The sequence below is a fragment of the Methylorubrum rhodesianum genome (assembly GCF_014199985.1).
GTDB classification, from domain to species: domain Bacteria; phylum Pseudomonadota; class Alphaproteobacteria; order Rhizobiales; family Beijerinckiaceae; genus Methylobacterium; species Methylobacterium rhodesianum.
The window spans coordinates 149,865-176,239 of sequence record NZ_JACHOS010000004.1 but is presented as its reverse complement, the minus strand read 5'-3'; the positions used below and the strand labels follow the sequence as shown (position 1 = coordinate 176,239).

27 protein-coding genes are annotated in these 26,375 nt (G+C 71.2%); 14 read left to right on the top strand and 13 right to left on the bottom strand.

Annotated elements, in window-relative coordinates:
* Positions 1-32: 32 nt before the first annotated feature.
* The 5 genes from HNR01_RS07470 to HNR01_RS07450 all read right to left on the bottom strand — a co-directional run bounded on the left by HNR01_RS07470 (position 33) and on the right by HNR01_RS07450 (position 5,436).
* A complete protein-coding gene (locus HNR01_RS07470) occupies positions 33-2,393 on the bottom strand; it encodes a heavy metal translocating P-type ATPase (protein WP_183667264.1) in 2,361 nt (786 codons plus the stop codon).
* A 109-nt stretch (positions 2,394-2,502) separates the two neighbouring features.
* Complete coding sequence (locus HNR01_RS28135) at positions 2,503-3,006, bottom strand: transglycosylase SLT domain-containing protein (protein ID WP_376770934.1); 504 nt, start codon at positions 3,004-3,006, stop codon at positions 2,503-2,505.
* Between the two features lie 418 nt (positions 3,007-3,424).
* Entirely contained in the window at positions 3,425-3,733 is a 309-nt protein-coding gene (locus HNR01_RS07460; protein WP_183667262.1) for a hypothetical protein, read from the bottom strand.
* 181 nt (positions 3,734-3,914) lie between these two features.
* On the bottom strand, positions 3,915-4,352 hold the full coding sequence (locus HNR01_RS07455) for a hypothetical protein (protein ID WP_183667261.1): 438 nt from the start codon (positions 4,350-4,352) through the stop codon (positions 3,915-3,917).
* A 250-nt stretch (positions 4,353-4,602) separates the two neighbouring features.
* Positions 4,603-5,436 (bottom strand): outer membrane protein, encoded by an 834-nt coding sequence (locus tag HNR01_RS07450; protein ID WP_238257918.1) that lies wholly within the window; start codon positions 5,434-5,436, stop codon positions 4,603-4,605.
* A 349-nt stretch (positions 5,437-5,785) separates the two neighbouring features.
* On the opposite strand from HNR01_RS07450, the gene HNR01_RS07445 reads away from it, so the two are divergent.
* From HNR01_RS07445 to HNR01_RS07435, 3 genes are all read left to right on the top strand, one after another.
* On the top strand, positions 5,786-6,091 hold the full coding sequence (locus HNR01_RS07445; protein ID WP_009866369.1) for a hypothetical protein: 306 nt from the start codon (positions 5,786-5,788) through the stop codon (positions 6,089-6,091).
* Positions 6,092-6,368: 277 nt separating this feature from the next.
* Positions 6,369-7,928 carry an HNH endonuclease signature motif containing protein gene (locus HNR01_RS07440; RefSeq protein WP_183667259.1) on the top strand — a complete coding sequence of 520 codons (1,560 nt, stop codon included), beginning with the start codon at positions 6,369-6,371 and terminating at the stop codon, positions 7,926-7,928.
* Positions 7,929-8,194: 266 nt separating this feature from the next.
* Positions 8,195-8,494, top strand: coding sequence for a hypothetical protein (locus HNR01_RS07435; RefSeq protein ID WP_183667258.1), 300 nt, complete (start codon positions 8,195-8,197; stop codon positions 8,492-8,494).
* On the opposite strand, the gene HNR01_RS07430 is transcribed toward HNR01_RS07435, so the two are convergent.
* The 6 genes from HNR01_RS07430 to HNR01_RS07405 all read right to left on the bottom strand — a co-directional run bounded on the left by HNR01_RS07430 (position 8,491) and on the right by HNR01_RS07405 (position 15,307).
* Entirely contained in the window at positions 8,491-8,961 is a 471-nt protein-coding gene (locus tag HNR01_RS07430) for a DUF411 domain-containing protein (protein ID WP_096485538.1), read from the bottom strand. The genes HNR01_RS07435 and HNR01_RS07430 overlap by 4 nt on opposite strands.
* Positions 8,962-9,011: 50 nt before the next feature.
* Positions 9,012-12,176 (bottom strand): efflux RND transporter permease subunit, encoded by a 3,165-nt coding sequence (locus HNR01_RS07425; RefSeq protein ID WP_183667257.1) that lies wholly within the window; start codon positions 12,174-12,176, stop codon positions 9,012-9,014.
* On the bottom strand, positions 12,173-13,699 hold the full coding sequence (locus HNR01_RS07420) for an efflux RND transporter periplasmic adaptor subunit (protein ID WP_183667256.1): 1,527 nt from the start codon (positions 13,697-13,699) through the stop codon (positions 12,173-12,175). The genes HNR01_RS07425 and HNR01_RS07420 overlap by 4 nt, the downstream gene beginning before the upstream one ends.
* Positions 13,699-14,247 (bottom strand): FixH family protein, encoded by a 549-nt coding sequence (locus HNR01_RS07415; RefSeq protein WP_183667255.1) that lies wholly within the window; start codon positions 14,245-14,247, stop codon positions 13,699-13,701. Before HNR01_RS07415 ends, HNR01_RS07420 begins: the two co-directional genes overlap by 1 nt.
* 241 nt (positions 14,248-14,488) lie before the next feature.
* Entirely contained in the window at positions 14,489-14,887 is a 399-nt protein-coding gene (locus HNR01_RS07410) for a hypothetical protein (protein ID WP_183667254.1), read from the bottom strand.
* Between the two features lie 135 nt (positions 14,888-15,022).
* On the bottom strand, positions 15,023-15,307 hold the full coding sequence (locus HNR01_RS07405) for a hypothetical protein (RefSeq protein ID WP_063111115.1): 285 nt from the start codon (positions 15,305-15,307) through the stop codon (positions 15,023-15,025).
* 202 nt (positions 15,308-15,509) lie between these two features.
* Here HNR01_RS07405 and HNR01_RS07400 point away from each other — a divergent pair, with 202 nt between their 5' ends.
* The 4 genes from HNR01_RS07400 to HNR01_RS07385 all read left to right on the top strand — a co-directional run bounded on the left by HNR01_RS07400 (position 15,510) and on the right by HNR01_RS07385 (position 18,189).
* Positions 15,510-16,718 (top strand): RNA-guided endonuclease InsQ/TnpB family protein, encoded by a 1,209-nt coding sequence (locus HNR01_RS07400; protein ID WP_183667253.1) that lies wholly within the window; start codon positions 15,510-15,512, stop codon positions 16,716-16,718.
* Positions 16,719-16,931: 213 nt separating this feature from the next.
* On the top strand, positions 16,932-17,297 hold the full coding sequence (locus HNR01_RS07395) for a hypothetical protein (protein ID WP_183667252.1): 366 nt from the start codon (positions 16,932-16,934) through the stop codon (positions 17,295-17,297).
* Positions 17,294-17,806: a hypothetical protein gene (locus HNR01_RS07390; RefSeq protein WP_183667251.1), complete on the top strand. Its 513-nt coding sequence runs from the start codon at positions 17,294-17,296 to the stop codon at positions 17,804-17,806. The genes HNR01_RS07395 and HNR01_RS07390 overlap by 4 nt, the downstream gene beginning before the upstream one ends.
* Positions 17,807-17,916: 110 nt before the next feature.
* Positions 17,917-18,189, top strand: a complete 273-nt coding sequence (locus HNR01_RS07385) for a hypothetical protein (RefSeq protein WP_183667250.1) — start codon at positions 17,917-17,919, stop codon at positions 18,187-18,189.
* A 65-nt stretch (positions 18,190-18,254) separates the two neighbouring features.
* On the opposite strand, the gene HNR01_RS07380 is transcribed toward HNR01_RS07385, so the two are convergent.
* Both HNR01_RS07380 and HNR01_RS07375 read right to left on the bottom strand, forming a co-directional pair.
* Positions 18,255-18,905: an NrsF family protein gene (locus HNR01_RS07380; RefSeq protein WP_012454454.1), complete on the bottom strand. Its 651-nt coding sequence runs from the start codon at positions 18,903-18,905 to the stop codon at positions 18,255-18,257.
* Positions 18,902-19,456, bottom strand: coding sequence for a sigma-70 family RNA polymerase sigma factor (locus tag HNR01_RS07375; protein WP_183667249.1), 555 nt, complete (start codon positions 19,454-19,456; stop codon positions 18,902-18,904). Before HNR01_RS07375 ends, HNR01_RS07380 begins: the two co-directional genes overlap by 4 nt.
* Before the next feature lie 433 nt (positions 19,457-19,889).
* Between HNR01_RS07375 and HNR01_RS07370 the strand changes: the two genes are divergently transcribed.
* The 7 genes from HNR01_RS07370 (at position 19,890) to HNR01_RS07340 (ending at position 26,292) form a co-directional block, all read left to right on the top strand.
* The gene (locus HNR01_RS07370) at positions 19,890-20,132 is read left to right on the top strand and encodes a hypothetical protein (RefSeq protein ID WP_157914193.1); all 243 of its coding nucleotides are present in this window, start codon (positions 19,890-19,892) and stop codon (positions 20,130-20,132) included.
* Between the two features lie 315 nt (positions 20,133-20,447).
* Positions 20,448-20,780: a DUF305 domain-containing protein gene (locus HNR01_RS07365; RefSeq protein ID WP_246417430.1), complete on the top strand. Its 333-nt coding sequence runs from the start codon at positions 20,448-20,450 to the stop codon at positions 20,778-20,780.
* Between the two features lie 799 nt (positions 20,781-21,579).
* Positions 21,580-21,813: a hypothetical protein gene (locus HNR01_RS07360; protein WP_041371369.1), complete on the top strand. Its 234-nt coding sequence runs from the start codon at positions 21,580-21,582 to the stop codon at positions 21,811-21,813.
* Positions 21,814-22,295: 482 nt separating this feature from the next.
* Positions 22,296-22,724: a hypothetical protein gene (locus tag HNR01_RS07355; RefSeq protein ID WP_183667248.1), complete on the top strand. Its 429-nt coding sequence runs from the start codon at positions 22,296-22,298 to the stop codon at positions 22,722-22,724.
* Positions 22,725-22,906: 182 nt separating this feature from the next.
* Positions 22,907-23,230: a hypothetical protein gene (locus tag HNR01_RS07350; RefSeq protein ID WP_012454459.1), complete on the top strand. Its 324-nt coding sequence runs from the start codon at positions 22,907-22,909 to the stop codon at positions 23,228-23,230.
* The gene (locus tag HNR01_RS07345) at positions 23,230-24,837 is read left to right on the top strand and encodes a TolC family protein (protein ID WP_012454460.1); all 1,608 of its coding nucleotides are present in this window, start codon (positions 23,230-23,232) and stop codon (positions 24,835-24,837) included. The genes HNR01_RS07350 and HNR01_RS07345 overlap by 1 nt, the downstream gene beginning before the upstream one ends.
* Before the next feature lie 33 nt (positions 24,838-24,870).
* Positions 24,871-26,292: a multicopper oxidase family protein gene (locus HNR01_RS07340; RefSeq protein WP_041371993.1), complete on the top strand. Its 1,422-nt coding sequence runs from the start codon at positions 24,871-24,873 to the stop codon at positions 26,290-26,292.
* Positions 26,293-26,375 lie beyond the last annotated feature (83 nt).

Sequence of the window (26,375 nt, the reverse complement as noted above, 5' to 3'; positions counted from 1 at the left end):
GCGGAGGGCGGCGCGCAGGCCATGGCCCTGCCTCAGCCGATCCGCGTCGTGCGGAGGCGCAGGGCGTTCCCGATCACGCTCACCGACGAGAGCGCCATGGCGGCCGCCGCGATGACTGGCGAGAGCAGGATGCCGAGGAACGGGTAGAGCAGCCCGGCGGCGACCGGCACGCCCAGCGCGTTGTAGATGAAGGCGAAGAACAGGTTCTGGCGGATGTTGCGCATCGTCGCCCGGGACAGGCGCCGGGCCCTGACGATGCCGACCAGGTCCCCGCGGAGCAGCGTCACGCCCGCGCTCTCGATGGCCACGTCGGTGCCGCCGCCCATCGCGATGCCGACATCCGCTGCGGCGAGGGCCGGCGCGTCGTTGATCCCGTCGCCGGCCATCGCCACGACCGCGCCCTGGCCCTGGAGCGTCCTGACCACCTCCGCCTTCCGGTCGGGAAGGATCTCGGCCTCGACCTCGTCGATGCCGAGCGACCTGGCGACGAACTCGGCCGTGGTCCGGCTGTCGCCGGTCAACATGACGATGCGCAAGCCTTCCTCCCGCAGCCTTCGCAAGGCCTCGAACGTGCTCGTCTTGACGGGGTCCTGGATGGCGATGACGCCGGCCGGCTTCCCGCCCGCGGCGACGAGGACCGCCGTCGCGCCCCGGCTGCGCACCTCCTCGGCCCGCGCCTGGAGCAGCGTCACGTCCGTCCCCTGCTCCTCCAGGAAACGCCCGTTGCCGATGGCCACGCGCCGTCCCTCGACCGTGCCGAGCGCCCCCTTGCCGGTCGGGGCCTCGAAGTCGGACGCCACGGCTCCCGGGACGCCGCGCGCTTCCGCGGCCCGGACGATGGCGAGGGCCAGGGGATGCTCGCTCGCACGCTCGACCGCGGCGGCGAGGCGCAGCACCTCGGCGTCCGTGAAACCGGGGGCCGGCAACACGGCGGTGACCTTGGGCTTGCCCTCGGTCAGGGTCCCGGTCTTGTCGATGACGAGCGTGTCGACCTTCTCCAACCGCTCCAGGGCCTCGGCGTTCTTGACCAGCACCCCGTCCTGGGCGCCGCGACCGACCCCGACCATGATCGACATCGGCGTCGCCAGGCCGAGGGCGCAGGGGCAGGCGATGATGAGGACCGCGACCGCCGCGAGGAGGGCGTAGGTGAAGCGTGGCTCCGGCCCGAAGGCCATCCAGGCGACGAAGGCGAGGGCGGCGACGGAGATCACCACGGGGACGAACCAGGCCGCCGCATCGTCCACCAGGCGCTGGACGGGGGCGCGCGAGCGCTGGGCCTCGGCGACCATCGCGACGATGCGGGCCAGCGTGGTCTCGGACCCGACACGCGTCGCGCGCATGACGAAGCCCCCGGTCGTGTTCAGGCTCCCGCCCACCACGAGGGAGCCGGGCTCCTTCGAGACGGGAATCGGCTCGCCGCTGATCATCGCCTCGTCCACGGCCGAGCGCCCCTCCAGGACCTCGCCGTCGACCGGCACCTTCTCCCCGGGTCGGACGCGCAGGCGGTCCCCGACCGCCACCGCCGAGACGAGCACCTCCTCGTCGGCCCCTCCCATCCCGAGACGCAAGGCCTTCTGCGGGGCGAGGTCGAGCAGCGCCCGGATCGCGCCCGAGGTGCGCTCGCGGGCCCCGAGTTCCAGCACCTGCCCGAGCAGCACCAGGACGGTGATGACCGCCGCGGCCTCGAAGTAGGCCGGCACCGCCCCGTCATGGCCGCGCAGGCCTTCGGGGAAGAGCCCCGGCGCCACGGTCGCGGCGACGCTGTAGAGGTAGGCCGCGCCGGTCCCGAGGGCGATGAGGGTGAACATGTTGAGGCGGCGGTTCACCAGCGACTGCCAGCCCCGCTCGAAGAACGGCCACCCCGCCCAGAGGACGACCGGCGAGGCGAGCAGCAGCTGGACCCAGTTCGAGGTTTGCAGGCCGAGGCGGTCGACGAGGCCGGTCAGATGTCCCCCCATCTCCAGGGCGAAGACGGGCAGGGTCAGGAGGAGGCCGACCCAGAAGCGGCGGCTCATGTCCTTGAGCTCGGCGTTCTCGACCGGGCCGCTCGTCGGCGTGAGCGGCTCCAGCGCCATCCCGCAGATCGGGCAGCTGCCCGGTCGGTCGCGGCGGATCTCCGGGTGCATCGGACAGGTGTAGACCGCCCCGCCAGGGGCGTCCGGCGGCCCTTTGTCAGCCGCCAGGTAGCGTGCCGGCTCGGCCACGAACTTCGCGCGGCAGCCCGCCGAGCAGAAGTGGTAGGTCGCGTGCTCGTGCTCGGCATGGTGGGGCGTGGCCGCAGGGTCGACCCGCATGCCGCAGACGGGGTCCGTCGCGGTTTCCCCGGCCGCGCACGCCGCGCCGTGGCCGTGACGGTGCCCGTGGGGATGGTGCGCGTGGTGACCGTGGTCCATGGGTTCAGACCTCCAAGCTGCCGCCGCCCGCGGCGGGCAGGGCACGTGGTTTGACGGCGGGCGGGACCGGGCTGAGGCGGACGTTCACGTAGCTTGCTCCGACAGGTTCTCAGCCGCCGCCCATGATGCGGTCGATGCGCGCCCCGATGCCGCGGACACGGGCCGCATGCTCGGCCCACAGGCGCCGCGCGATTGCCGAACGGGGGTCGCTTTCCGTGAGGCGCGCCGCGGGAACCCCGCGGACGCTTCCCGGGAAGGAGGGTGGGGCGGTCCCGGCGAGGGAAGCGTCGGTCGCCGCGAGGCGGACCCGCACCCGCTGGCAGTAGGTGGCGGAGCGCGGGCTCATCCGCTCCTCGCCATGACCGGCCCTGTACTTCATCAGCGTGCGGCAGAGATCGCCCTGCGTGAGCTTCCAAGCTTGGGCGAGGTAGGCGACGCCGAAGCGGACGTTGGTCGCGGGATCGAGGAGGGCCCCGGCGGGACCCGTGTGACCGAGCATGGCCGCGGTTGTCGGCCGGACCTGCATCAGTCCGAGCTCGCCGACCCCGCCGACCGCGCCGGCATCGTACCCGCTCTCCACGTACGCGACGGCATCGGCGATGGCCGGGGGCACTCCGCGCGCTTCGGCCTCGCGCGCGAGCATCCGCCGATAGCCGGCCTGATCCGACGCCGTGCGAGCCGCATCGCCCGCGGATGACGGCGCGGCAGGGGCGGACGCGCCCGCGGGCGCGTCCCCGACGGCGACGGCCGGGGATGAAAGGAGGAGTGCCGCGCACGGGACCAGGAACAGCCGGGAGCGAGGCAGGACGAGGGCGCCCGGCACCCCACCTCGCACGCCGGCGGCCGCTTCCCCGGACAGGGACGCCGCCCTCATCAGGGACGATTGCCTCATCGCGGCTTCCGGAAGTGTGCGACCCCGAAGAGCGGCAGCTTCGTCTCGGCCATCGAGCGCATGCCGGTCGCGGTCATCCGTGGGTTCCCTTTGGGGGTTAGTCCGTGGGCGGGCGGGGTTTGGTTACAGGTGGGTCCCATCACCGCCCTCCCGTGTCGCGCTTGCCGCCCATGCCGGGCATGTTCATGCCGGGCATCCGGGAGTGGTCCATGCCCTCCATGCCGCCCGAGCCGGACCTCGGCGTCACGGCGCGGTTGAGCTCGCGCCAGTCCTTGGGATCGACCACGTCGTAGCGCGCCACGCCCGCGGTGACCGCGGAGTAGCGCGGCGCGCGCACGGCAGCGGCGGGGTTGGCCGGGGCAACCAGCCAGTCCGGCGCGGCGGTGGGCACGCAGGCCGCGAGCGGCAAGGCCGTGAGCGCCACGGCCGGCCTGAGGAAGGTGAGCATCGCTTCGGATCCCGAACGGGGGCTGGCGGCCGCGCTCGGGGGCGCGGACCGGCGGACAGGGAGGGGGGGGCGCGGGCGCGGCTGAGCCGGCCGGGCCGGGCGCGGCCTGCGAGGCAGGATCCTGGTCAGGGCGCGGCCAGGTGCGGCGGGCGGGGGCGGGCGGGCGTTTGGCCCGCCGCGGTCAGGCGCGCTGCCTGGGGGGCCGCTCGATGCGCAGGGGACGCGGCTGGGCGACGCCGTCCTCCTGGGCCAGGCCGATGGGCTCGGAGGGGCGCAGGGTCAGCGCCTCGCCCGACCAGGGCGCGTCCGGCACGGCCGCCTGGCAGGCCAGGGGGCAGCAGGTGGCCGCGCAGCCGGCCGGCCGCTTGTGGTGGCCGTGGCCGCCCGGGTGGTGCTGGCCGGCCGAGGCATGCCGCTGGCAGTCGGGGCCGTCCGCGCCGTCCGCCTGGACGCTCGCTGCCGCGGGCGCGTCGGCGGAGCCGGCTCCGTGCCGGTGGTGGGCATGCGGGTCGGCGGCGGCCTGGTCGGCGGCGGCGTGATCGGCCGCGGCGTGGCGCTGCATCGTGCACGGCGCCGCCGGGGCGATGGCCACGGCCATCGCCAGCACGGCAAGCAACATTGCGCGAAGAACTGCCAAGGACCCAGAGACCCTCTCGTACCCAGGCCAATCCTTGCACAGGCCGCCAATATCGGCAACGCACGAACACTTCTGCTGTCGGTGGAGCGTCCGAAGCCGTTTCCTGGCGATTTGAGGCTGCAAGCCAATCGCCCCTGCCGTGCACGCACCCCCATCCTGCCCGCGTGGTGGCCGCCGTTCCGGCTCGGGGGAGCCCGCCACCGGTGCGGGTGCCGCGCGGGACCGCGCGACCTCAGTACCGGCGCACCAGCGGCGCCTGCTCGGCTGGAGCGGTCGCGGCCCATGGTGCCCAGCGCAAGCCGAGCTTCACGTCGTGCGAATCGACGTTCTTGAAGGTCAGCGCCTCGCAAGACCCGCACTGGCCGGCATAGTTGTAGACCGTGCCGGTCTTTCCGTCTCCGAGATTGAGGTAGCGGTATGCGAGCTCGACCGTGAAGCTCGGGCTCACCTCGTAGCCGACACCCGCGTGCAACGCCCAAGCGAGGTTCGTCTTCGAGCCTGCCTTCGCGTAGGCGAGGCCCTGCGTGACGACGTTCGTGTCCTTGAAATTGTCGAGCGTGATCCGCACCGCGCCGACGCCGGCGCCCAGGAACGGCGTGAGGCCGTACCAATTGCCGAGATCGACGTAGCCGTTGAGAAGCACGGCCACTTCACGCTTCGACGCGGTGTACTCGTCGGTGCCGTACCCGAGCGGCAGGCTCGCGTCGCGGTAGCGCTCAAGCCCGGTGAACGCGGCGGCGCTGCGATACTCGCCCGTGACGTCGGCCCGGAACCACCGGCCGAAGCGGTAGCCGGCGCCGCCGCCCGCGAGCGGGGCGCCCGCGAAACCCAGATTGACCTTCTCGATCGTCCCGAGCGCGTCCAGGCTGTTGGAGAGCCGTTCCACGGATTGGTTGCTGAAACCGATGTCGCCGCGGAGGTAAAAGCCCGACACCTCGGCCTCCGGCGCGAGCGTTCCGCGCAGTTCCGGCATCGGCGCGGCCGGCGGCAGGTCAGCCGCGTGTGACGGTGCCGCGAACGTCGCGGAGATCAGGCCGCAGCCGAGCAGGCCGAGCGTTCGCGCCATTTCACCGATTCCAACCATCGTCCGGTCCCTCACCCGCAGTCCCCGTCAGCGAACCCTCCCACGGCACGGTTGATATCCCCTTAACGTACCCCATGGGGGTAACGATCGACGGGGCGCTGCCATCGTCGGCAAGAGCTGAGGCCTTCGTGGGTCTAGGCGTGCGCGCGGCGCCTTCAAGACGAGGTCATTCGGCCCGGACAGGCTCCGAACTTCACCCGATCCGGAGACTTCGCCGACCCGCTGCGCCGATTACCCCCTAGGGGTGTGCAACCGTTTCAGGCCGCTCGTGCGTTACTCGATCCCGGACGGGGGATCTCAACTGCAGGAAACGACCCGGGAGGGATACGCGATGCTCAAACGGGTTCTCTACGTCTCCGCACTCGCCCTGGTCTTGGTCCCGACCGGGGCAGGTGCCGTCGGCTTCCGGATGACACCGCCGCCCTACGGCGCGGCGTCCGATCACGGTTCGAGCGCCGGCCTCGCACCGACCGCCAAGACACTCCGGGTACATAATCGCCCGGTCTTCCTCGGCTGCGTCTACTCCTATCACGAGTGCGAGCATCTCGCCCACGACCGCGGCTTCTACAACCACTTCACGCGCCATGATCACGCCACCTGCCACCATGGCCCGTCGTACGCCTGCTTCGGCCAGTAGGAACCGAGGCGGCCCTCGCTTTCGCCGCGGGACGAGTGCGTAGACAGCTTCAGGGATGGCAGCACGTCGACCCAGGCGTCCGGTGCCGTTCGGCCCGGACGTACATCGGGTCAGCCGGTCCGGGCACGTCGTTGCCGGGTGGCGCCGGCAAGTTTAGAAGGGCGCGCCCGGCCCGAGCCGGTGGGCCGAGGGGCGACCGCCGCGTCGTCTTCCTCGGCGGGCGACCGTCCCTGGCCGGCACGCCAAAGACTGTTTCGACGGACGCTAGAGCCCCCGGATGGCGAGCAACACCAAGCCCGAAGGCAACGGGAAGCTGTCCGAGGTCGAAGCGGCGATCCGCCTGCGGATGTCGCCGGAACTGCTCGAACACTTCACGCGCTACGGGGCCAAGGCCGGCATCCGGCGCAAGCTCGCGTGCGAGACCGGGGACGGGCTGCGCTGGTACGAGGAAGCCGAGCTCGCCGCCTTCGACAAGTTCCTGCGGGAACCTTGGCCGGTCAAGGAAGGCAAGACGCGTCCGCACATGCCCGAGAAGGTCCGCCTGGAGATCAAGCTTGAGGCGAACTGCGGCTGCGCGATCTGCAGCCACGGCGCGAACTGCGAGGCCGCGCATATCGAGCCCGTCTCGCAAACCCTGAGCCACCATCCCGCCGGTCTCATCTGGCTCTGCCCAAACCACCACACGGACTTCGACAAGGGCCTGTACATGCCCCGCGACGTCGACCTCGCGACCGTGCGGGCCGTGAAGCAGATGCTCGTCAACCGGCGCGTGCGGGGGTGGACCATCGAACGGAATGCGAGCCTCGCCGTCCTGCAACTCGTCCGACAGATTGAGGAGATCGGCGGCCTGTTGGCCAACGCGCAGTTCGCCGCGGCCCACGGCGCCGCGGTTGCCCTTGCTGAACAGGACATCGTCGCGCTGGAAGAGACCGCGAGCAGGGCCGCGACCGCGAAGCCGACGGCCGGTCCCGTCGGCCGGTCCTACGGCAAGTTCGCGGCCAAGGTCGCCACCTCGGCGAAGGGAGCCCGGGCGCTGCCCGGGGCTCGGATACCGACGTTCGCCGCGGCCGTCGTCGAGGCGCGGGACGAGTTCCTGCGGGACGCCTCGATGACCGCCTGCCCGCTCTGCGGGGGTGCGGGCTCGTGGGACGGCTCCGATTGCCCGGCCTGCGGGGGCGAGGGCTACATCGGCACGGCGGAGGCCCGCCGAATCGACGTATCGGCTTACCAAGCGGTGGATTGCCCGGTCTGCGACGGGCTGGGCCAGCGCAACGGGAGCCCATGCACGGCCTGCGGCGGCGAGCGTCGCATGCAGCGTCGCCACGCGGAAGCGGTCGACGCCAGGGACTACCAGGAAGTGCCCTGTCCCGTCTGCGCGGGCGTCGGGCGCCGGCAGGGCGAGGAGTGCCCGGCCTGCGGCGGCGAGAGGTCGATGGAGCGGCACGTCGCCGACAGGATCGATCCAACCGCATACGACGAGGTCGATTGCCCCCTCTGCCACGGAAGCGGGCGACGGGACGGCCTCGATTGCCCCGTGTGCCAGGGCGACGGGCGGGTCGAGGCACGGCACGCCGAGCGCGTCGACCTGTCGGACTACGCCGAGGTGCCGTGCCGCCTCTGCGGCGGCAGCGGACAGGTCAACGGCTACGACTGCCCACCCTGTGGCGGCGACGGGCGCATGGAACGGCAGCTGGCGGACCGGTACGACTGGTCACAGTATGACTTGGTGACGTGCCCGAGCTGCAAGGGGACGGGGCAGCGGCACGACTTCGATTGCCGGTCCTGTGGCGGCGAGGGTCAGGTGTACCGGCGGCAGCTCGCTTGGATCGAGGATTAGCGGCACCACCCTGCCGTTTTGCCCGAGCTCCCCACGCGAGGGCGGCCGGCGCTTCGACCGCCCAGTCCCAAGGCCGCTGTCTCGGCGCGTCGCCCGATTCGGGTGCCCCGGGTTCGAACCAGATGTCGGCAGGGCTCGCGACGACCGCGACGTTGTGGGCTCCCTGCATCCAGCCACAGCGCGGTGGGTGGGCCCTGCGTTGGGAAGGCCGGCACCCCGCCAGTGCCGCCGCGGCGCCCCCGGTTGACCTGCGGCGAGGCCTCAGGATGGCGATCGTCACCGCACGCAATCCTCAGCTCGACGAGACCGACGGTGGCGCCGCCCCCGAGGCCCTCGGCAAGAGCCGCCTCGGCTCCCCCGTCCCGTGGCGGACGTTGTCGAGGCGGCCCAAGCCGGCCGATGTCTTGCTCGTGTTGACGATGGCGACGGCGATGCGCGGGCCGACGCCGCAAGCCAAGAGTTCGTCCTCGTCGTCGCGCTCGAAGGTCAATGCCGCGGCGGTCCGGTCGACCTCGGTCAAGAAGCCCCCTGCTTGCCAGGGCGGGCGTGCCGCCATGCCCGGCTAGACGGCCTGCCCGCCGCGAAATCGCGCGAAGGTGGTGCGCACGCCCGGGCCGAACAGCACCACCTCGTAGGTGGCGGGCTCCACCCCGTCGACCTCCATGCCGGGCGAACCGACCGGCATGCCGGGCACCGCGAGGCCGGTGCCGGCAGGCTTCTCCACCAGCAGCCGCTTGATGGCCGATGCGGGCACGTGCCCCTCGATCACGTAGCCGCCGACCTGGGCCGTGTGGCACGAGGCCAGCTCCCGCGGCACCCCGAGCCTCGCCTTGACCGGGTTCACGGGGGCGTTCACGACCTGGACGCGAAAACCCTCGGCGCGCAGGTGCTTGACCCAGGCCTCGCAGCAACCGCAGCTCGGGTCCTTCGTGGCGACGACTTCCGGCAGATCCTCCGCCCGCGCCGCCTGTACGCCGGCGGCCGCCAGGCCGAGGACCACCATGCGTCGGGACGGCCGGAAAAGTTCGCTCATAACCAACTCCTGTCTGCTCACGGCCGCCGGGACGGCCCGTCCAGCCACGCTCACTCGGCGGCCCGGGGGAGGCCCGCGTGCACGGCGGCCCGCCGCTCCTGCCGAAGCGTCGGCCTCCGTTCCTTCACCAGCCCGTAGATGGCCGGGATCACGACGAGGGTCAGCACGGTCGAGGAGACCATGCCGCCGATCATCGGCACCGCGATGCGCTGCATGATCTCCGACCCCGCGCCGGTGCTCCACAGGATGGGCAGCAGGCCCGCCATGATGGCGACGACCGTCATCATCTTCGGCCGCACCCGCTCGACCGCCCCCACCATGATGGCTTGGTACAGGTCCGCGCGCGTGGTCTCCCGCCCGGCGGCGAGGGCCGCGGCCCGACGCTCGTCCCAGGCATGGTCGAGGTAGACCAGCATGATCACGCCGGTCTCCGCGGCGACGCCGGCGAGCGCGATGAACCCCACCGCCACCGCCACCGACATGTTGAAGCCCATCCACCACATCAGCCAGACGCCGCCCACGAGGGCGAAGGGCAGGGACAGCATGACGATCAGCGTCTCGGTCAGGCGCCGGAAGTTCAGGTAGAGGAGCAGGAAGATGACGAGCAGCGTCACGGGCACCACGATCTTCAGCCGCGCCTCCGCCCGCTCCAGGTACTCGAACTGGCCGCTCCACTGGACGCTCGTGCCCGGCGCGAGCTGGACCTCCTTGTCGACCGCGTCCCGGGCCTCGGCGACGTAGCCGCCGAGGTCGCGCCCGGTTATGTCGACGAAGATGTAGACCGCGAGCTGCCCGTTCTCGGTGCGGATCGAGGTCGGCCCCCGGGTCAGCTGCACCTTGGCCACCTCGCCGAGCGGCACCGTGCCGCCGGCCGGCAACGGCACCTGCACCTCGGTGGCGATGGCTTGCGGATCCGAACGGAAGTCGCGGGGGTACCGCACGTTGACGGTGTAGCGCTCGCGGCCCTCGACCGTGTTCGTGACGCTCTCGCCCCCCAGCGCCGTCGCGATGACGTCCTGCACGTCCCCGACCGTCAGGCCGTAGCGCCCGAGCGCCTCGCGGTCCGGGGTGATGTCGAGGAAGTAGCCGCCGATGACCCGCTCGGCGTAGGCGCTCGACGTGCCCGGCACGTTGCGCACGACCGCCTCGATCTGTCGGGCGACCTTCTCCATCTCGGCCAGCTCGGTGCCGTAGACCTTGATGCCGACCGGCGTGCGGATGCCGGTCGAGAGCATGTCGATGCGGGCTCGGATCGGCTGCGTCCAGGCATTCGACACGCCGGGGAACTGCAGGGCCCTGTCCATCTCGGCCTTGAGGCTCGCCAGCGTCACGCCGGGACGCCACTCCGCCTTCGGTTTGAGGGTGATGATCGTCTCGAACATCTCGGTGGGGGCCGGGTCCGTCGCCGTCGAGGCACGCCCCGCCTTGCCGTAGACCGAAGCCACCTCCGGGAAGGACTTGATGATGCGGTCCTGGGTCGCCAGCAGCTCCCCGGCCTGGGTCACCGAGATGCCCGGCAAGGTCGTGGGCATGTACATCAGGGTGCCCTCGTTCAGGTCCGGCATGAACTCGGAGCCGAGCTGGCGGGCCGGCCAGAGGGTCAGGCCGAGCGCCGCCACCGCCAGCAGGATGGTCAGCACCTTGGCCCTCAGCACGACCTTGATGACCGGGCGGTAGACCCAGATCAGCAGCCGGTTCAGCGGGTTGCGGTGCTCGGGGATGATGCGCCCGCGCACGAACAGCACCATCAGGGCCGGCACCAGGGTGACCGACAGGAGCGCCGCGGCGGCCATAGCGAAGGTCTTGGTGAAGGCGAGCGGCCCGAACAGCCGCCCCTCCTGGCTCTCCAGGGTGAAGATCGGCAGGAAGCTCACCGTGATCACGAGGAGGGAGAAGAACAGCGACGGGCCGACCTCTGCCGCCGCTTCGACCAGGATCTCGACCCGGGGCCTGCCCGGCGGCGCCCGCTCCAGGTGCTTGTGGGCGTTCTCGATCATGACGATGGCGGCGTCGATCATGGCCCCGACCGCGATGGCGATGCCGCCCAGGCTCATGATGTTGGCGCCGATCCCGAGGAGATGCATGGCGCCCAACGCCATCAGGATGCCGACCGGCAGCATCAGGATGGCCACCAGCGCGCTGCGCAGGTGAGCCAAGAACACGATGCAGACGAGCGCCACGATGACGCTCTCCTCGACGAGCGTGTGCTTCAGGGTGTCGATGGCCGCCTCGATCAGCTGCGAGCGGTCGTAGACCGCCAGGATCTCGGTGCCCGCCGGCAGGCTTTTCGCGACCTCCGCGAGCTTCGCCTTGGCGCCCTCGATAACGGTGAGGGCGTTGGCGCCGAAGCGCTGCAGGATGATGCCGCCGGCCACCTCGCCCTCGCCGTTCATCTCGGTGATGCCGCGCCGCTCGTCCGGCCCGAGCTCGACCCGGGCGATGTCCCGCACCCGCAGCGGGGTGCCGGCCTCCGTCTTCAGGACGATGTTCTCGATGTCGGAGACGCTTCTGAGGTAGCCGCGCCCACGCACCATGAACTCGAACTCGGAGAGTTCGACCGTGCGGCCGCCGACGTCGGCGTTGCTCGACCGGATGGCGTCTCGGAGCCTGCTGAGGCTGATACCCTGGGCGCGCAGCCGGTTCGGGTCGACGACGACGTTGTACTGCTTCACGAAGCCGCCGACGCCCGCGACCTCGGCCACCCCCTCGGCGCGCGAGGCGCCGAAGCGGACGACCCAGTCCTGCAGCGAGCGCAGCTCGGCGAGCGTCTGCTGCTTGGCCACGATGGCGTACTGGTAGACCCAGCCCACCCCCGTCGCGTCGGGCCCGAGCGTCGGCGTCACCCCGGCCGGCAGCCGCTTGCCGGCCGCGCTCAGGTATTCCAGCACGCGCGAGCGTGCCCAGTACGGATCGGTGCCGTCCTCGAAGATCACGTAGACGAACGAGACCCCGAAGAACGAGAAGCCGCGCACCACCTTCGACCGCGGCACCGTGAGCATGGCGGTGGTCAGCGGGTAGGTGACCTGGTCCTCGACGACCTGGGGCGCTTGCCCCGGGTACTCGGTGTAGACGATGGTCTGCACGTCCGAGAGGTCCGGGATGGCGTCGAGCGGCAGGGTGCGCACGCTATAGAGACCGGCCGCCACCGCGAAGACGGTCCCGATCAGCACCAGGACGAGGTTGCGGGCCGACCAGCCGATGAGGCGCGCGATCATTCCGGGTTCTCCTCGGCCTGCGCCCGGGGCTCGGCGGGGGACTTGGGCGCCGCCATGCTCTGCAGCGCCGCCTTCAGGTTGCTCTCGGCGTCGATCAGGAAGTTGGCCGCGGTCACGACATGCTCGCCGGCCTGCACGCCCTCGCGGATCTCGGTGTAGCCCTCGCCGCGGGCGCCGATCTTGACCTCGCGCGGCTCGAAGCGGCCCTCGCCCTTGTCGACGAGCACGACCTGGCGCGCGCCCGTGTCGATGACGGCATCGTTCGGGACCGCGACGACGGGCTTCGTCGCGCCGGTCCCGATCTCGACGTCGGCGTACATGTCGGGCAGGAGCACCCCGTCGGGGTTCGGCAGCTCGATGCGCACGCGGGTGGTGCGCGTTTGCGTGTTCACCTGCGGGTAGATCAGACCGACCTTGCCGACGAAGTCGCGCCCGGGGAGCGAGCGCATGCGCACGCCGACCGGCTGGCCGACCTTGACGCTGCCGAGGTCGTATTCGGGCACCTCGGCCAGCACCCAGATCGTCGAGATGTCGCCGATCCGGAACAGGGTGTCGCCGGCCGCGGCCTTCATGCCCTCGACGGCGGTGCGCTGCAGGACGAGGCCGTCCCGAGGCGCGGACCAGGTGATGGCCATCGGCACCTTCCGGGTCCGCTCCATCTCGTTGATCACCTCCTCCGAGACGTTCAGGTTCTGCAGCCGCCGCCGGGCCCCGTCGAAGCCGGGATTGGCGATGAGCTGGGCGGCGGCCGCGTTGATCTCGGGCGAGTAGACGTGGACCAGGGGCTGGCCCTTGCGCACGCGGTCCCCGGTCGTGACGTTCTCGACGTGGTCGACGTAGGCGTCCGACCGTGTCGCCACGACGGTGACGCGCCGCTCGTCGAGGGTGACGGTGCCGGGCACCCGCACGGCGCGGCTGACGACGCGACGTTCGGCCCTCTCGGAGCGGACGCCGGTGCGCTGAACCTTGCCGGGCGAGATCTTGAGGGTGTTGCCCTCCTCGGCCTCGCCCTCGTAGACGGGGACGTAGTCCATCCCCATCGAGTCCTTCCTCGGCACCGGCGAGGTGTCGGGCAGGCCCATCGGGTTGCGGTAGTAGAGGATTTTCCGGCCCCCGGCCGGGGGCGCGGCGTAGGTGGCGTTCGCCGTGGCCTCCTTCGCGGCGGGCCGGGGCTCGAAGTCGACATCCCCGCCGACACGCACGGGAAGGTAGTCGCGTCCGTCGGGCGTCCGCGCCGGGGCGAGCGCGTAGGCCGCCTTTCCGTCGGGATCACGGTAGTAGAGGACGGGCGCATCCGCGGCCGCGGCCGGCTTCGCGCCGCGACCGACGAGCGGGCCGGAGACCGACGGCGGCAACCATGCCGGCAGGGGCCATCCCGCCGCGCCGGCCCTCAGCCCGGCAAGGGCCCCGCCCGCGACGGCGAGGGGCAGGAGGACGAGGCCCGCGACCCACGCCCTCGCATGGCCGCCCCGGGGGGCGCGCTCATGGTGCCGCGCCAGGTGGATCGGTGTCGTCTGGTCCATCACTCGACCGCCCTGAGCACGAGTTGGTCGTGGACGGTGCCGGTCTCGCCCGGCACCTTCGCGGCCAGCGAGAGGCGCCAGCGGCCCTCCATCGTCAGGCCGGCCCTGAAGGCGTGGATGCCCGGTCCTGGGCTTGCCTCGGGCTCCAGCTTGCCGGTCATCGTCGGCATCCCGTCGGGCGCCATGTCGAGGCGGCGCGCGTAGACGAGCGCGTCGGCCACGGGCTTGCCGACGCGTGCGTCGAGCAGGCGGACCCTGAGGGTCGCCTCGCCCGCCTTGGCCTCGGGATCCAGGAGCTCGAAGGCATAACCCTTGAGCTCCGGGGGCATGGGTCGCGCGGCCTGGGGCAGCCACGCCGCGACCGGTGCGGGAAGCCGCGTCGCGACCGCGTTGGGAATATCCCATGCGCCGCGCGCGAGCCCGTAGCCGGCGCCGGCTCCCGCCACGGCTCCTACGATGAGGACGAACCCGAGCAGGAGCCATGCGCCCATTCCGGCCGGCCGGCGCCCCTCCTGGTCAGCGGCGGAAAATCCTTCCCGTCCCGTCATGGCGCCATTCGCGGAGCCGGGGGGATGGGGAAGCGCGCCGCGCGGCTCGGGGCACGCCGGATGCGCCGGGGTCCCAGGGGCGGGACGCGGCGGGGATGCGGGATGTTCGATGGACACGGGGATGTTCCTGTTCCGGAGCGTCTGGACGCGGGGCCTCGACCGTTCGGACCGCCGCGAGGCGGCGATGCGCGAAGGCTGCCGTGCACGCGCGTGCACGGGGCGGCACCGCTCTCGGGCGGGCTCAGGAACGCGGTTTGGGAGGGGGGGCCTGCGGGGCTGCGGCCAAACTTGGCCGGGTATGGTCCTGCCGAACGGGCAGGAGGACCGGGGCGACCAGGGCATCACCGGCAAGTGGGGTAGGCAGGATCCCTGCTACGATCTTCGCGGCGCAGGCCGCCGCGAAGGGGCAGGCCTTGGTGTCGCGGCAGTCCGGGTCCGAGGGTGCGGGATCGCAACACGGCATGTCGGCAGGCATCGGCGCAACGTGCGGCGACGCGACGTCGTCCTGCTGCGCGACGATGTCCCGGTAATCGCCGCCCGCGAAAGCGCGCGCCTGCGCGGGGGCGACAAGCGCCCCAGCAACCAGGCCGAGCACGGCGAGGGCCGTGAGCAGGCGCGCTATGGTGGATCGGATCGACATCCACTCCCAGGATCCCACTGATCGGGGGCCTTGCCTAGCCCCGGACGCGCCGGGCTCGCGACAAGCCCGACGACGACAAGTTCGCAAATGCGGGCCCGCGGGTTACAGCCGCGTGCGCAACGTGCGCGACGCTGATCAGAACGCGGGTCCGCCCGAAGTGGCGCCGAGGTTCTGAGCCTCGGCGGGACGCTCGGGGAACTGGGCGTTCCCGCGCGTGCTGCTCCTCAGGTCCCGTCCCTGGAGATCACGCCCCTCCCAAACGCGGCCGAGGCTGCCCGTCACCTCGGGCGCGGCTCCCGTCGGGCCTTCCAGGACGCTCCAGCCCGCCGAGGGAACGGCCTCGCCGGTCAGCCTCGGGTGCGCCCAAGCGCCGCCGGTCATGAGGGTGGAGGCCACCAAGGTCGCAAGGATGTACTTCATCGAATGCTCCATCGTCTTTCGCGTTTGCCTTCACGGCGCCGCTACCGACGACTTCGGGACGCGCGGACGATGCGTTACAGTAGAAGCGCGGAAAGCCCCGCCCTTAAGGGCGGGGATGGATAGCGCCGGCGGCGACAGCTGCCATCCAGGCATCCGTACCAAGGCCCTTGCCTGCGTTCCGCTTCCGTTCTAGCCTTGGTCCGTGCTTCGCGTCCAGGCATACCGGTTCGTCCTCCGGCCCGACGGCGCGCAGGAACGGCTCATGAGACGCTCCTGCGGCGCGCGCCGCTACGTCTTCAACAAGGCCCTCGCCCTGCAGAAGGAACGTTACGCCGCCGGCGGGAAGCACCTCTCCTATGCCGACCTCTGCAAGCATCTCACCGCCTGGAAGGCCGACCCCGCCACCGCCTGGCTCAAGGAGGTGCACAGCCAGGTCCTGCAGCAGGCGCTCAAGGACCTCGACCACGCCTACCGCAACTTCTTCGAGGGGCGGGCCGAGCTCCCGCGCTTCAAGAGGAAGGGCAAGGACGACGCCTTCCGCCACCCGCAGAAGGTCGAGCTCGACCAGCCGAACGGGCGCATCCGCGTGCCCAAGCTCGGCTGGATGCGCTACCGCGCCTCCCGCGCCGTCGAGGGCGCGGTCGGGCAGGTCACCGTCTCGCTGAAGGCCGGCAAGTGGCACGTCTCGGTCCAGACCGAGCGCGAGGTCGAGAAGCCGGTCCACCCGTCGACGACGCTTGTCGGCATCGACGTCGGCGTGACGCGTTTCGCCACGCTGTCCGACGGCACCGTCATCGAACCGGCGAACGCGTTCCGCAAGGCCGAGGCGGCGCTCGCGAAGGCGCAGCGGGCGATGGCCCGCAAGACCAAGTTCAGTAGGAACTGGAGGAAGGCGAAGGCGAAGGTACAACGGGTCCAGGCACGCATCGCCCGCATCCGCTCCGACTTCCTGCACAAGGCCTCGACGACCGTCAGCAAGAACCACGCGGTGGTCTGCGTCGAGGACCTGGACGTGCGGGCGATGACGGCGAGCGCGGCCGGGACGGTCGAGGAGCCGGGCGTGAACGTCCGTCAGAAGGCGGGGCTGAACAAGGCGATCCTGGACCAGGGGTGGGGCGAGTTCCGCCGGCAGGTCGGGTACAAGCAGGAATGGCTCGGCGGCTGGCTGCTGCCGGTGCCGGCTCCGAACACGAGCCGGACGTGCCCGGAATGCGGGCACGTGGCGGCGGAAAACCGCCCGAGCCAGGCCGTGTTCCGGTGCGTGGCGTGCGGGTACGCGGCGAACGCGGACGACGTGGCGTCGGTCAACATCGCAAGGGCGGGGTACGCCCGGCAAGCCTGCGGAGAGACTTCGCCCGTTCGGGCGTCGGCCCAGGAACCCACCGAGGCGGGTCCGGCCCTCGCGGCCTGACACGCGGTAGGAATCCCCGCCCTCCAGGGCGGGGAGGATGTCAAAGAGACCGGTGCCAGACCCCATATCCGCGGGGACCGAAGTTCTGTGGAAGTCGAACCGAGCCCCAACTCCGACGTTGTCGGGTCTCCGGGCGTCGGGCATAATGCCCACGGTCCGAAACGCGTGTGGCTCCAGAGGCATCCCGTGCGTCCCGAGGTAAACAGGGAAGTCGTGAACGACCGTGCCAAGCTGATGATCCATCGGCTGGTGGCGCGTCGGCTCGCGCGCGACCCGGGCATCCTCGATAGCGCCAAGATGGCCGTCATGCGGCTTGAGGCGGACTACCCCGAGCGCACCTTCGTCTCCGAGTGGCGCGAGATCCTCGGGCAGCCGCCGGGGACGATCCGGCAACTCCTCACCCGGTGGGACGAGGGTATGCAGCGGCTTCGGCTGTCCTCGCCGTTCTTGGAAGGGGAGGGCGTGTCGTTCGTGCGCGACCCGAACGTCCGGAAGCGGATCTGGCGCCTGGCACGCAAAGGCGCGGCCGCCCAGCGCGCGGCGCATGCCGGCCGCCAAGGCTCCTCCGTTCCGGCGTGAGCCGTCCGATTGAGATCCGGACGGTCGCGGACCTGGAGCGCACCGCCCGCTCGCTGGCGTTGCACTTCAAGGCCCGCACCGTGGTGGTCGTCGGCAGCCAAGGCATCCTCGTAGGCTGGCCCGGCGCGCCGGTCACGATGTGCATGTCGCCCGAGATCGACGCCTATCCCGCCAACGCCCGGGCCTGGGAGGCAGCCCAGGACGACGACCTCGCGGAGGCATCCGAGGAGATCTCCGTCATCTTCGGCGAGGGCTCGCCCTTCCACGCGGCGCACGGTTTCTACATCGACGGCGTCGACGACCGCACCGCCCGCCTGCCGCCCTCGTGGCCCGCGCGCGGTGGTGCGGGAGGTGAGAGGCCACGGCACGGCGACTGTGACGGTGGTGGCCCCCGGCCCGGACGACCTGATCGTTTCCAAGCTCGCCCGCCTCGCCGACAAGGACAGGGACTACATCGCGGCCTACCATCGGGCCCGGCCTCTCGACCTTGCCGTCATCCAGGCGCGTAGCGGAATGCGGGTTCGAGGAAGTTCTGGCACAGCGTGCGCTCGCCTTCCTCGCCGGCCTTCCCTCGCCTCCCGGGCGCGCGACCGCCGCACCCGTGCGGGCAGGGGCTGTCGTGCCACCCCATCCCGCGGGGACGCACTGCGCCTTCCTCATGGACGAGGGCCGTTCGGTTTCGGTCCGCGCCTGGAACGAGGCGGCCGGGCTCTACGATATCCTCGACAATCCGCTCGGCCCGGCGGTCGTGGCGCAGGACGGGACGAGCGCCTTCCGGATCGACGGGGAGGCGCTCACGCAGGCGGCGTGGGACGCGCATCCGCGCGTCCGGGCCGCTCGACAGGGCGACCTGTCCGGGTACCCACGGCCGAACTGGAGGCCTCCGGGCTGACCCGCCCCTGAAGCGGGCGGCGGGCCGGGAGCGGTTCGCCCTTGCGTACGGGTGAGCCGACGGCCTTACCAGCGCAGCAGGCGAGGCCCGAGAAGCGCGCCCGCCAGCGTGCAGAGGGCAATCGTCCCGCCGTACCAGAGCGCGATGAAGGGCACGGTGTCGTCCATGCAGTGAATCGCGTAGCCCATCGCACTCACGCCGCCCGAGGCGAGCCCGACCAGGGCCCCGGCCCGGACGAGGTCCGTCGGCGCGCCGAACCTCCGGACCGCCCACATCAGGGTCGCGAAGGGGACCACCGCGATCACCGGGATGGAGACGAGGCATTCGAGCCACATATGGCCGGTGAGCATGGTCCCCCAGTGGGCCGCCGGCGCGTTGGCGAGGCTGAGGGCAGCGAGGACCATGACTGCCGCGAACGGCAGGGCCGCGATGCCGAGATGCACCCTCCTCTCGCCCCCTGGGCGAGCGATGCGACCGAGATAGCGCAGGGCCAAGCCACCGACGGCGAGGGCGAAGGCCAGCTTGGCCAACAGGAAGGTCAGTGACTTGCCTTCACCCAAGTCAGGCCGGACGCCCAATGCGAGAAGGGCGAGGCAGAGTGCCCCGGCGGCCCCGATGGCGGCCCCGAGCGCGATCCGCCGCAGCATGCCGGGAGACTTGGCAGGCTCGCTGGCGAAGCTCGCGCCGAGCAAGCCGATGAGTTCGTCGGTCTTCATTCCCCTTTGCCTCCTGCCATGGCGGCCAACGCCTTCAACCCGCGGTGGACGCTGACCTTGACGGCCGATTCCGACATGCCGGAGCGCGTCGCGGCCTCGGCCACGCTCAGACCTTCGACCTTCATGGCCCGGATCGCTTGCTGCATCTTGCCGGGAAGGCGACCGAGCAGGCGCTCGACGTCGAGCGTGCTCTCGACGGCGGCGTGGTCGTCGCGCGCGACCAGCTCGCTCGCATCCTCGACGGGTACGTCGGCGAGGGAGGCGCGCGTACGCCGGAGATGGTCGATGAGCTTGTAGCGCGCGATGGCGTAGAGCCACGGCGTGACCGGTTGGCCAACGTCGTAGGTGTGCCGTCGCGTGTGAACCGCCATCAACGTTTCCTGGACGAGGTCCTCCGCCTCCGGCGCGGCGCGTCCGGAGCGCGCGAGCTTACCCTTGAAATAGGCCCGCAGGTGGGGACCAAGTCGCTCCAGGAACAACCGGTAGTCCGCCGCGCTTCCGGCGAGGCCGGACGATAGCAATGCCCGCAACTCGTCTTCCTGACTGATCAAGACGCCTCTCTCGGCCACACCGCGAAGACGCGTCTGACCCGGCCATCAAACACGTCACCGCGGCTCGCCTCGCATTCGATCCGCGCGTGCCGGCCCCGGACACGCGCCCACCCGCCCGCGCAGCCTTCGCCGGGGCTAAGGCGAACCCGAGCCGCGAGCGGGCAAGGGCTCGACCACCGGAGCGGCCGGCCCGGTACCGCCGCCTCGCACGGACGCAGTGCCCGCCAGGACCAATCCGCAGGAAACGCGCAGATGGTTACAGGGCCCCACCTGCCCATTTGCCCACCCCGCGACCCAGCCCGCCCGCTGTCGGCCGGCCCCTCCATTTTGCTCGGAACGCTCGCGGAGGCAACAAAAACGCCTGTATACCCCCGGATCGTATATGGGGCCAAGCGCGTTCCTTGAGCCGCAGAACGACGATGGAGGTGAAGGGATGCCGAAACTGTTGCAGGTCGGGTTGCTCGTGGCCGCCGCGGCCGCATTCGGGTCCACGGCAGGGCCGGCGCGGGCGCTCGACGAAGTCGGGGCCGCCCACGGCGACCAACACGGCGCGGAGCGCCATGGACACGTCATCGAGCACAGGCAGACGCACGGCCATCATGGTGAGGCGGACCATCACGAGGAGCATCATGAGGTCGTGCGCGAGGGCGGCCACCACCGGGAAGGGCGTCACTGACACGGGGTGCCAAGCCCCGCCGACACCCTCATCCCGTCGCCCGTGGCCTTCTCGGCGACGGGCGCGCTCGTCGGGAGCTCAGCGTTCCCGTGGCGTCACCCCAGACCGCGGCTGCAGGACGCCGGGGGGGCTGGCGGGCGCGGCCATCCGGATGGCAGCAGGCTTGTTCGCGCCCGGCCTACGACCCAACCCAACAGAAAAGCGCGATCGGACGGCGAACCTGGATCACGCCGCCGGGTTGTACCCCCACAGGGTAAAACGAACAGAGAGGCTCGCATGAAGGTAGTGAGAACCGCACTCGTAGCCACGGCACTCATGGCTTCCGGCGCGACACCGTCGCTCGCCCAAGGCGGCCAGGGCGGGTCCATGTCGGGCATGGACATGAAGAACATGGGCCCTCTGCAGAAGGCCTCCATGGAAGCCATGGACAAGATGAACAAGGCGATGATGCAAGGCATGATGGACCCCGATCCGGACTTGGCCTGGATGAAGGGCATGGCGGCACACCACCAGGGCGCGGTCGACATGTCCGAGGCCGCCATCAAGCATTCAAAGGACGAGACGGTGGTGAAGGAAGCCCGGAAGACGAAGGAGGAAAACGAAAAGAGCCTGCGCGAGATCCAGGCCAAGATCCGGAAGGAGAAGTAGATCTTCCACCCCTGGCCTCGCTGCGGACCGCCGACGGGTCAGGGCAACGACTCGACGGCTCGGCGACGCCTTGTCTGGCGGGCCCGCTAGCTACGGTCCCGGCCAGGCTCTCCGCGGGCCGGAATCACCGCCGTCCGGGTCGTCGGGGTCAGGCTGGCCGAACAACTTCTCCCCGTCGCCGAAAGCGGACACGGCCACGGCCGGAGGAGGGAGCGTCCAGCCGACGTCAGAGGATCCTGTTGGCGCTCCCCCCTGCATAAGGGACACCTGCTGTCCGTGAACTCAGGCGCGCAGGCCAAGTGCCGCGCTTGCATCGTCCGGAAGTTCGGCGGCGAGGTTGCGCCGCGGCTGCGCCGGTGCCACCGGCCGATGTCGAGACAGTCCGGTTCTGTCTCGCCCACGAATGGCGGTTCGCCCAGGATCTGTTCCGCGCCATCCCGATGAGCTGTCCCGGCCCCGAGCCCAGGATCGGTTCGGCTTGGGTTTTCCGGGCCACGTCGGGCAAGCGCGGCGGCAGCCTGCCCGCTGAGAGCCGGGTTCCGCGCGGGTGGCGGCAGGCCGCGACGCCGTCCATCTCGTCGTGTCGTCCGACCGCTGCGGTCAGGCTGCGACCGGGCCGGGCGCAGACCGGGCCCGGAGCCGCTGGGACACCGCAATGCCGGGCTGGTCTCCCCGGGGCGCGGCCCCGGGGTCTTGGCCCGACCGCAGTTCGAGATTCGAACGGTCTGCAACCTTTTCCGCGTCGGCCCCGAACTCTTCCAAGAAGCCGCCAGCTTCTTGAGAAGAGGGAAACGTAGCCATGAACCGAGCTGTCCATGCCGCCCTTCTGGGCGCCGCCTTGATGGCCTGGATGCCGGGTAACGCCCTTGCCGGCGCCTGGGACAACGTCCCCCCTGCTTGGCGCAACGAACGGTATCAGAAATTGCGTCCCGCATTCCGCTCGCTCGACGACGGCCTGACGACCGGTTCGATCCGGCGCGCGCCCCAACGCCCCGTCACCGAGCGCCCCGAGCCGGCCGGCGCTCGGCGGTGAGACGAGGCCGCGCGGTCCGTGGTGCACCCTGGCGCGGCACCGAGGACAGGATCAGGTCGCATCGCGACCATCTCGGACCCGGCACCCGGGAGGCCGAGGGGGCGGGCGTCCTAGCCTCACGGGCCGGCGCCCTCTTGCCCCGGTCAGGACTGACATCGAGGCCCCGCCCAAAGCTCGGAAGGCAAGACCGGCGTCACGGGCGCCTGGGGAGATCCGCATCGTCGCGAGCCGGCCTAGGCCGCAGGCAATCGCACCCTACGCAGAGACGCCCAAGTCACGAGCCTCCAGAAGCCCGCCGGCACGATCTCGACACCTCTCGGCCGCCGCGCGGGCATGACCTGTGACCGAATTCCAACAGCGCCGAGGGCCGAGGCAGGTTCACATTAAATCAAAGTGTTCGTGCGTTGCCCGGCAAGTCCATCCGTGCGACGATTGGGTCGGGTTTTGGCAGGGTCTCTGGGTCCTTGGCAGTTCTTCGCGCAATGTTGCTTGCCGTGCTGGCGATGGCCGTGGCCATCGCCCCGGCGGCGCCGTGCACGATGCAGCGCCACGCCGCGGCCGATCACGCCGCCGCCGACCAGGCCGCCGCCGACCCGCATGCCCACCACCGGCACGGAGCCGGCTCCGCCGACGCGCCCGCGGGAGCGGCCCTCCAGGCGGACGGCCCCGACTGCCAGCGGCATGCCTCGGCCGGCCAGCACCACCCGGGCGGCCACGGCCACCACAAGCGGCCGGTCAGCTGCGCGGCCACCTGCTGCCCCCTGGCCTGCCAGGCGGCCGTGCCGGACGCGCCCTGGTCGGGCGCGGCGCTGGTCCTGCGCCCCTCCGAGCCCATCGGCCTGGCCCAGGAGGACGGCGTCGCCCAGCCGCGTCCCCTGCGCATCGAGCGGCCCCCCAGGCAGCGCGCCTGACCGCGGCGGGCCAGACGCCCGCCCGCCCCCGCCCGCCGCACCCGGACGCGCCCTGACCAGGATCCTGCCTGCGCAGGCCGCGCCCGGCCCGGCCGGCTCAGCCGCGCCCGCGCCCCCCCCTCCCTGTCCGCCGGTCCGCGCCCCCGAGCGCGGCCGCCAGCCCCCGTTCGGGATCCGAAGCGATGCTCACCTTCCTCAGGCCGGCCGTGGCGCTCACGGCCCTGGCGCTCACGGCCTTGCCGCTCGCGGCCTGCGTGCCCACCGCCGCGCCGGACTGGCTGGTTGCCCCGGCCAACCCTGCCGCTGCCGTGCGCGCGCCGCGCTACTCCGCGGTCACCGCGGGCGTGGCGCGCTACGACGTGGTCGATCCCAAGGACTGGCGCGAGCTCAACCGCGCCGTGACGCCGAAGTCCGGCTCGGGCGGCATGGAGGGCATGGACCACTCCCGGATGCCCGGCATGAACATGCCCGGCATGGGCGGCAAGCGCGACACGGGAGGGCGGTGATGGGACCCACCTGTAACCAAACCCCGCCCGCCCACGGACTAACCCCCAAAGGGAACTCACGGATGACCTTGCCTCAGACTCGCGGGTCCGGCGTCCGCCGGGGAGCCGCAGCGTCGCTCGGCCGTCGCGCCCGGACCGCTGCCCTCCTGGCGTCGGTCGGGGTGCCGCTTGGCGGCTGCGTGGGCTTCTCGGCCGACGGCGGTCTCGGACCGGCGCACAGCTACGCCGCCCTGGAGCTGAGGAAGGACATCGTGAAGGTGTCCGACGAGATCGCCGCGACCGGCGCGGCGGCGCGCGCGGACCAGCTGCTGCGGCGCCCCCTGACGCCCGACAGCGCGGTTCAGGTCGCCCTCCTGAAGAACCGCGCCCTGCAAGCATCCTTCAACGACCTCGGCGTGTCGGAAGCCGAGTTCGTCCAGGCGACGTTGCCGCCGGTCCCGCGGCTCTCCCTCAGCCGAACCGGGGGCGACTTCACCCTGGAGGTCGAGCGCTCGCTCACCGCGAGCCTCATCGAGCTCCTGACGCTGCCGGTCCGCATCCCGATCGCGCGGAACCGTTTCAGGGCGGAGCAGTACCGCGCGGTCGGGCAGGTCCTGCGCCTCGCCGGCGAGGCGCGGCGCCAGTTCTATCGCACGGTGTCGGCGAACCAGTCCGTCGCCTACCTGGAGCAGGCGCTCGCGAGCGCCGGCTCCGCCTCCACCCTGGCCAAGCAGCTCGGCGAGACGGGCGCGTTGAACAAGCTGGAGCAGGCGCGCGAGCACGCCTTCTACAGCGAGCTCGGGGCGCAACTCGCCAAGGCGCGCGTCCTGCAGCGGGTCGAGCGCGAGAAGCTGATCCGCCTGCTCGGCCTGTGGGGGCGCGAGATCGACTTCAAGCTGCCGAACGGCTTGCCGTCGCTGCCCGGTCGGCTGGTGAGCGGCACCCAGATCGAGGCCGAGGCGATCAAGAAACGCGCGGACATCCAGACGGCGCGCTTCGAACTCCAGTCGCTCGCGGGCCAGTACGGCCTCAACCAGGTCAGCGGCTTCATCAACGTGCTCGATATCGGCTACTCCGACCGTTACGAGCGCTCGAAGGCGTTCGAGCCGAACGAGCAGGGCGGCTTCAACGTCACGCGCGACAAGAGCTTCGGCCGCGGCTACACCGTCGACTTGGTCATCCCGATCTACGACTTCGGGACGACGGTGGTGCGCGGAGCGCGGGAGGCTTATCTCGGCGCCGCCCATCGCCTTGCGGAGAAGGCGGTCAACGCCCGTTCGGAGGTCCGCGAGGCCTACCAGCGCTACCGCGGCCAGTACGACATCACCCGGCACTACCAGGGCAGCGTGCTGCCGCTGCGCAAGACGATCCAGGACCAGGCGTTGCTGCAGTACAGCGGCATGCTGATCGACGTCACCACGCTGATCATCGACGCCCGCTCGCGGATCCTGAGCAATATCCAGGCCATCGAGGCCCAACGCGACTTTTGGATCGCGGCGACCGACCTCAGGGCGGCCGTCATCGGCGGCGGCTTCACCGGCGAAGGCTTCGGTGGCGAGTCGGCTGGAGCCGAGGCGGTGGCCGGCGGCGGTGGCGACACCCTCGCGGCCGCCACGCCCGGCGGCTGATGCCGCTCCCCCACGAGACCCATGGAGAAACCGATGACTGACATCTCGCGAAGGGGCCTGCTGGGCGCTGGGGGGCTCGTCCTCGCAGGAACGTCCATGATCAGCGGCCGCACGCAGGCCGCCGGCCTGCCCGAGGCGCCCTCGATGGACAAGGCGACGACGCAGCCGCCGCTCGTGCCGACCACCGGGGTGGACTACCAGCCGGTGGTGACGCTCAACGGCTGGACGCTGCCGTGGCGCATGCGCGGGGACTGGAAGGAGTTCCATCTCGTGGCCGAGCCGGTCGTGCGCGAGATGGCCCCCGGGATGAAGGCGCATCTCTGGGGCTATAACGGGCAGTCGCCCGGGCCGACCATCGAGGCGGTCGAGGGCGACAAGGTCCGCATCTTCGTCACCAACAAGCTGCCGGAGGCGACCGCCGTCCACTGGCACGGCCAGACCCTGCCCAACGGGATGGACGGGGTGGCGGGCCTGAACCAGCCCGGCATCCCGCCGGGCAAGACCTTCGTCTACGAGTTCATCCTGAGGCGCTCGGGCACCTTCATGTACCACCCGCACTCGGACGAGATGGTCCAGATGGCGATGGGCATGATGGGCTTCTTCGTCGTGCATCCGCGCGATCCCGCCGAGCGGCGGGTCGACCGCGACTTCGTCTGGCTCCTGAACGCCTACGACATCGAGGCCGGGTCCTACGTGCCCAAGGTCAACACGATGCTCGACATGAACATGTGGTGCTTCAACAGCCGGGTCTGGCCGGGCATCGAACCCATGGTCGCGCGCCAGGGCGACAAGGTGCGGATGCGCTTCGGCAACCTGACCATGACCAACCACCCGATCCACGTGCACGGCGTCGACTTCAAGGTCACGGGCACCGACGGCGGCTGGATCCCGCCCGAGCGCCAGTGGTTCGAGGTCTCTGCGGACGTCGCGGTCGGCCAGATGCGGGCTATCGAGTTCAACGCCGACAACCTGGGGGACTGGGCGGTCCACTGCCACAAGTCGCACCACACCATGAATGCCATGGGCCACTCGGTGCGCACCTACATCGGCGTGAACCTGAAGAGCACGGCGAAGCGCATCCAGAAGATCGCGCCCGGCTACATGCCGATGGGCTCGACCGGCATGGGCTCCATGGCCGAGATGGAGATGCCGCTGCCCGAGAACACGCTGCCGATGATGACCGGCGCCGGCCCGTTCGGATCGGTCGAGATGGGCGGCATGTTCACCGTGCTGAAGGTCCGCCCCGACGTGGCGCCCGGCGATTACAGGGATCCGGGCTGGTACCAGCACCCAGAGGGCACGCTGGCCTACGAGTGGACCGGCGAGCCCCTGCCCGAGCCGACGCGGGCGCCGGACACGCCCAAGGGCCGGAAAGCCCGCGAGACCGACCTGCGCGTGGTCGACCCGCGCAAGCGCCGGACGGCCTCCAACCCGGGCGGTCACGGAAACCACTGAGCCGGCGATGCCGGATGTCTTCCAAGCTTCCGCCGGAACGACGCCCCGATGCGGGCGGGCACCGGCGGACGGGTTCGGGTGGA

Bases quoted from the DNA above. Each gene is read 5' to 3' on its own strand.
- HNR01_RS07470 (WP_183667264.1), bottom strand. From the start codon at position 2,393: ATGGACCACGGTCACCACGCGCACCATCCCCACGGGCACCGTCACGGC.
- HNR01_RS07460 (WP_183667262.1), bottom strand. From the start codon at position 3,733: ATGCTCACCTTCCTCAGGCCGGCCGTGGCGCTCACGGCCTTGCCGCTC.
- HNR01_RS07455 (WP_183667261.1), bottom strand. From the start codon at position 4,352: ATGTTGCTTGCCGTGCTGGCGATGGCCGTGGCCATCGCCCCGGCGGCG.
- HNR01_RS07450 (WP_238257918.1), bottom strand. From the start codon at position 5,436: ATGGCGCGAACGCTCGGCCTGCTCGGCTGCGGCCTGATCTCCGCGACG.
- HNR01_RS07445 (WP_009866369.1), top strand. From the start codon at position 5,786: ATGCTCAAACGGGTTCTCTACGTCTCCGCACTCGCCCTGGTCTTGGTC.
- HNR01_RS07440 (WP_183667259.1), top strand. From the start codon at position 6,369: ATGGCGAGCAACACCAAGCCCGAAGGCAACGGGAAGCTGTCCGAGGTC.
- HNR01_RS07435 (WP_183667258.1), top strand. From the start codon at position 8,195: ATGGCGATCGTCACCGCACGCAATCCTCAGCTCGACGAGACCGACGGT.
- HNR01_RS07430 (WP_096485538.1), bottom strand. From the start codon at position 8,961: ATGAGCGAACTTTTCCGGCCGTCCCGACGCATGGTGGTCCTCGGCCTG.
- HNR01_RS07425 (WP_183667257.1), bottom strand. From the start codon at position 12,176: ATGATCGCGCGCCTCATCGGCTGGTCGGCCCGCAACCTCGTCCTGGTG.
- HNR01_RS07420 (WP_183667256.1), bottom strand. From the start codon at position 13,699: ATGGACCAGACGACACCGATCCACCTGGCGCGGCACCATGAGCGCGCC.
- HNR01_RS07415 (WP_183667255.1), bottom strand. From the start codon at position 14,247: ATGACGGGACGGGAAGGATTTTCCGCCGCTGACCAGGAGGGGCGCCGG.
- HNR01_RS07410 (WP_183667254.1), bottom strand. From the start codon at position 14,887: ATGTCGATCCGATCCACCATAGCGCGCCTGCTCACGGCCCTCGCCGTG.
- HNR01_RS07405 (WP_063111115.1), bottom strand. From the start codon at position 15,307: ATGAAGTACATCCTTGCGACCTTGGTGGCCTCCACCCTCATGACCGGC.
- HNR01_RS07380 (WP_012454454.1), bottom strand. From the start codon at position 18,905: ATGAAGACCGACGAACTCATCGGCTTGCTCGGCGCGAGCTTCGCCAGC.
- HNR01_RS07370 (WP_157914193.1), top strand. From the start codon at position 19,890: ATGCCGAAACTGTTGCAGGTCGGGTTGCTCGTGGCCGCCGCGGCCGCA.
- HNR01_RS07365 (WP_246417430.1), top strand. From the start codon at position 20,448: ATGGCTTCCGGCGCGACACCGTCGCTCGCCCAAGGCGGCCAGGGCGGG.
- HNR01_RS07360 (WP_041371369.1), top strand. From the start codon at position 21,580: ATGAACCGAGCTGTCCATGCCGCCCTTCTGGGCGCCGCCTTGATGGCC.
- HNR01_RS07355 (WP_183667248.1), top strand. From the start codon at position 22,296: ATGTTGCTTGCCGTGCTGGCGATGGCCGTGGCCATCGCCCCGGCGGCG.
- HNR01_RS07350 (WP_012454459.1), top strand. From the start codon at position 22,907: ATGCTCACCTTCCTCAGGCCGGCCGTGGCGCTCACGGCCCTGGCGCTC.
- HNR01_RS07345 (WP_012454460.1), top strand. From the start codon at position 23,230: ATGGGACCCACCTGTAACCAAACCCCGCCCGCCCACGGACTAACCCCC.
- HNR01_RS07340 (WP_041371993.1), top strand. From the start codon at position 24,871: ATGACTGACATCTCGCGAAGGGGCCTGCTGGGCGCTGGGGGGCTCGTC.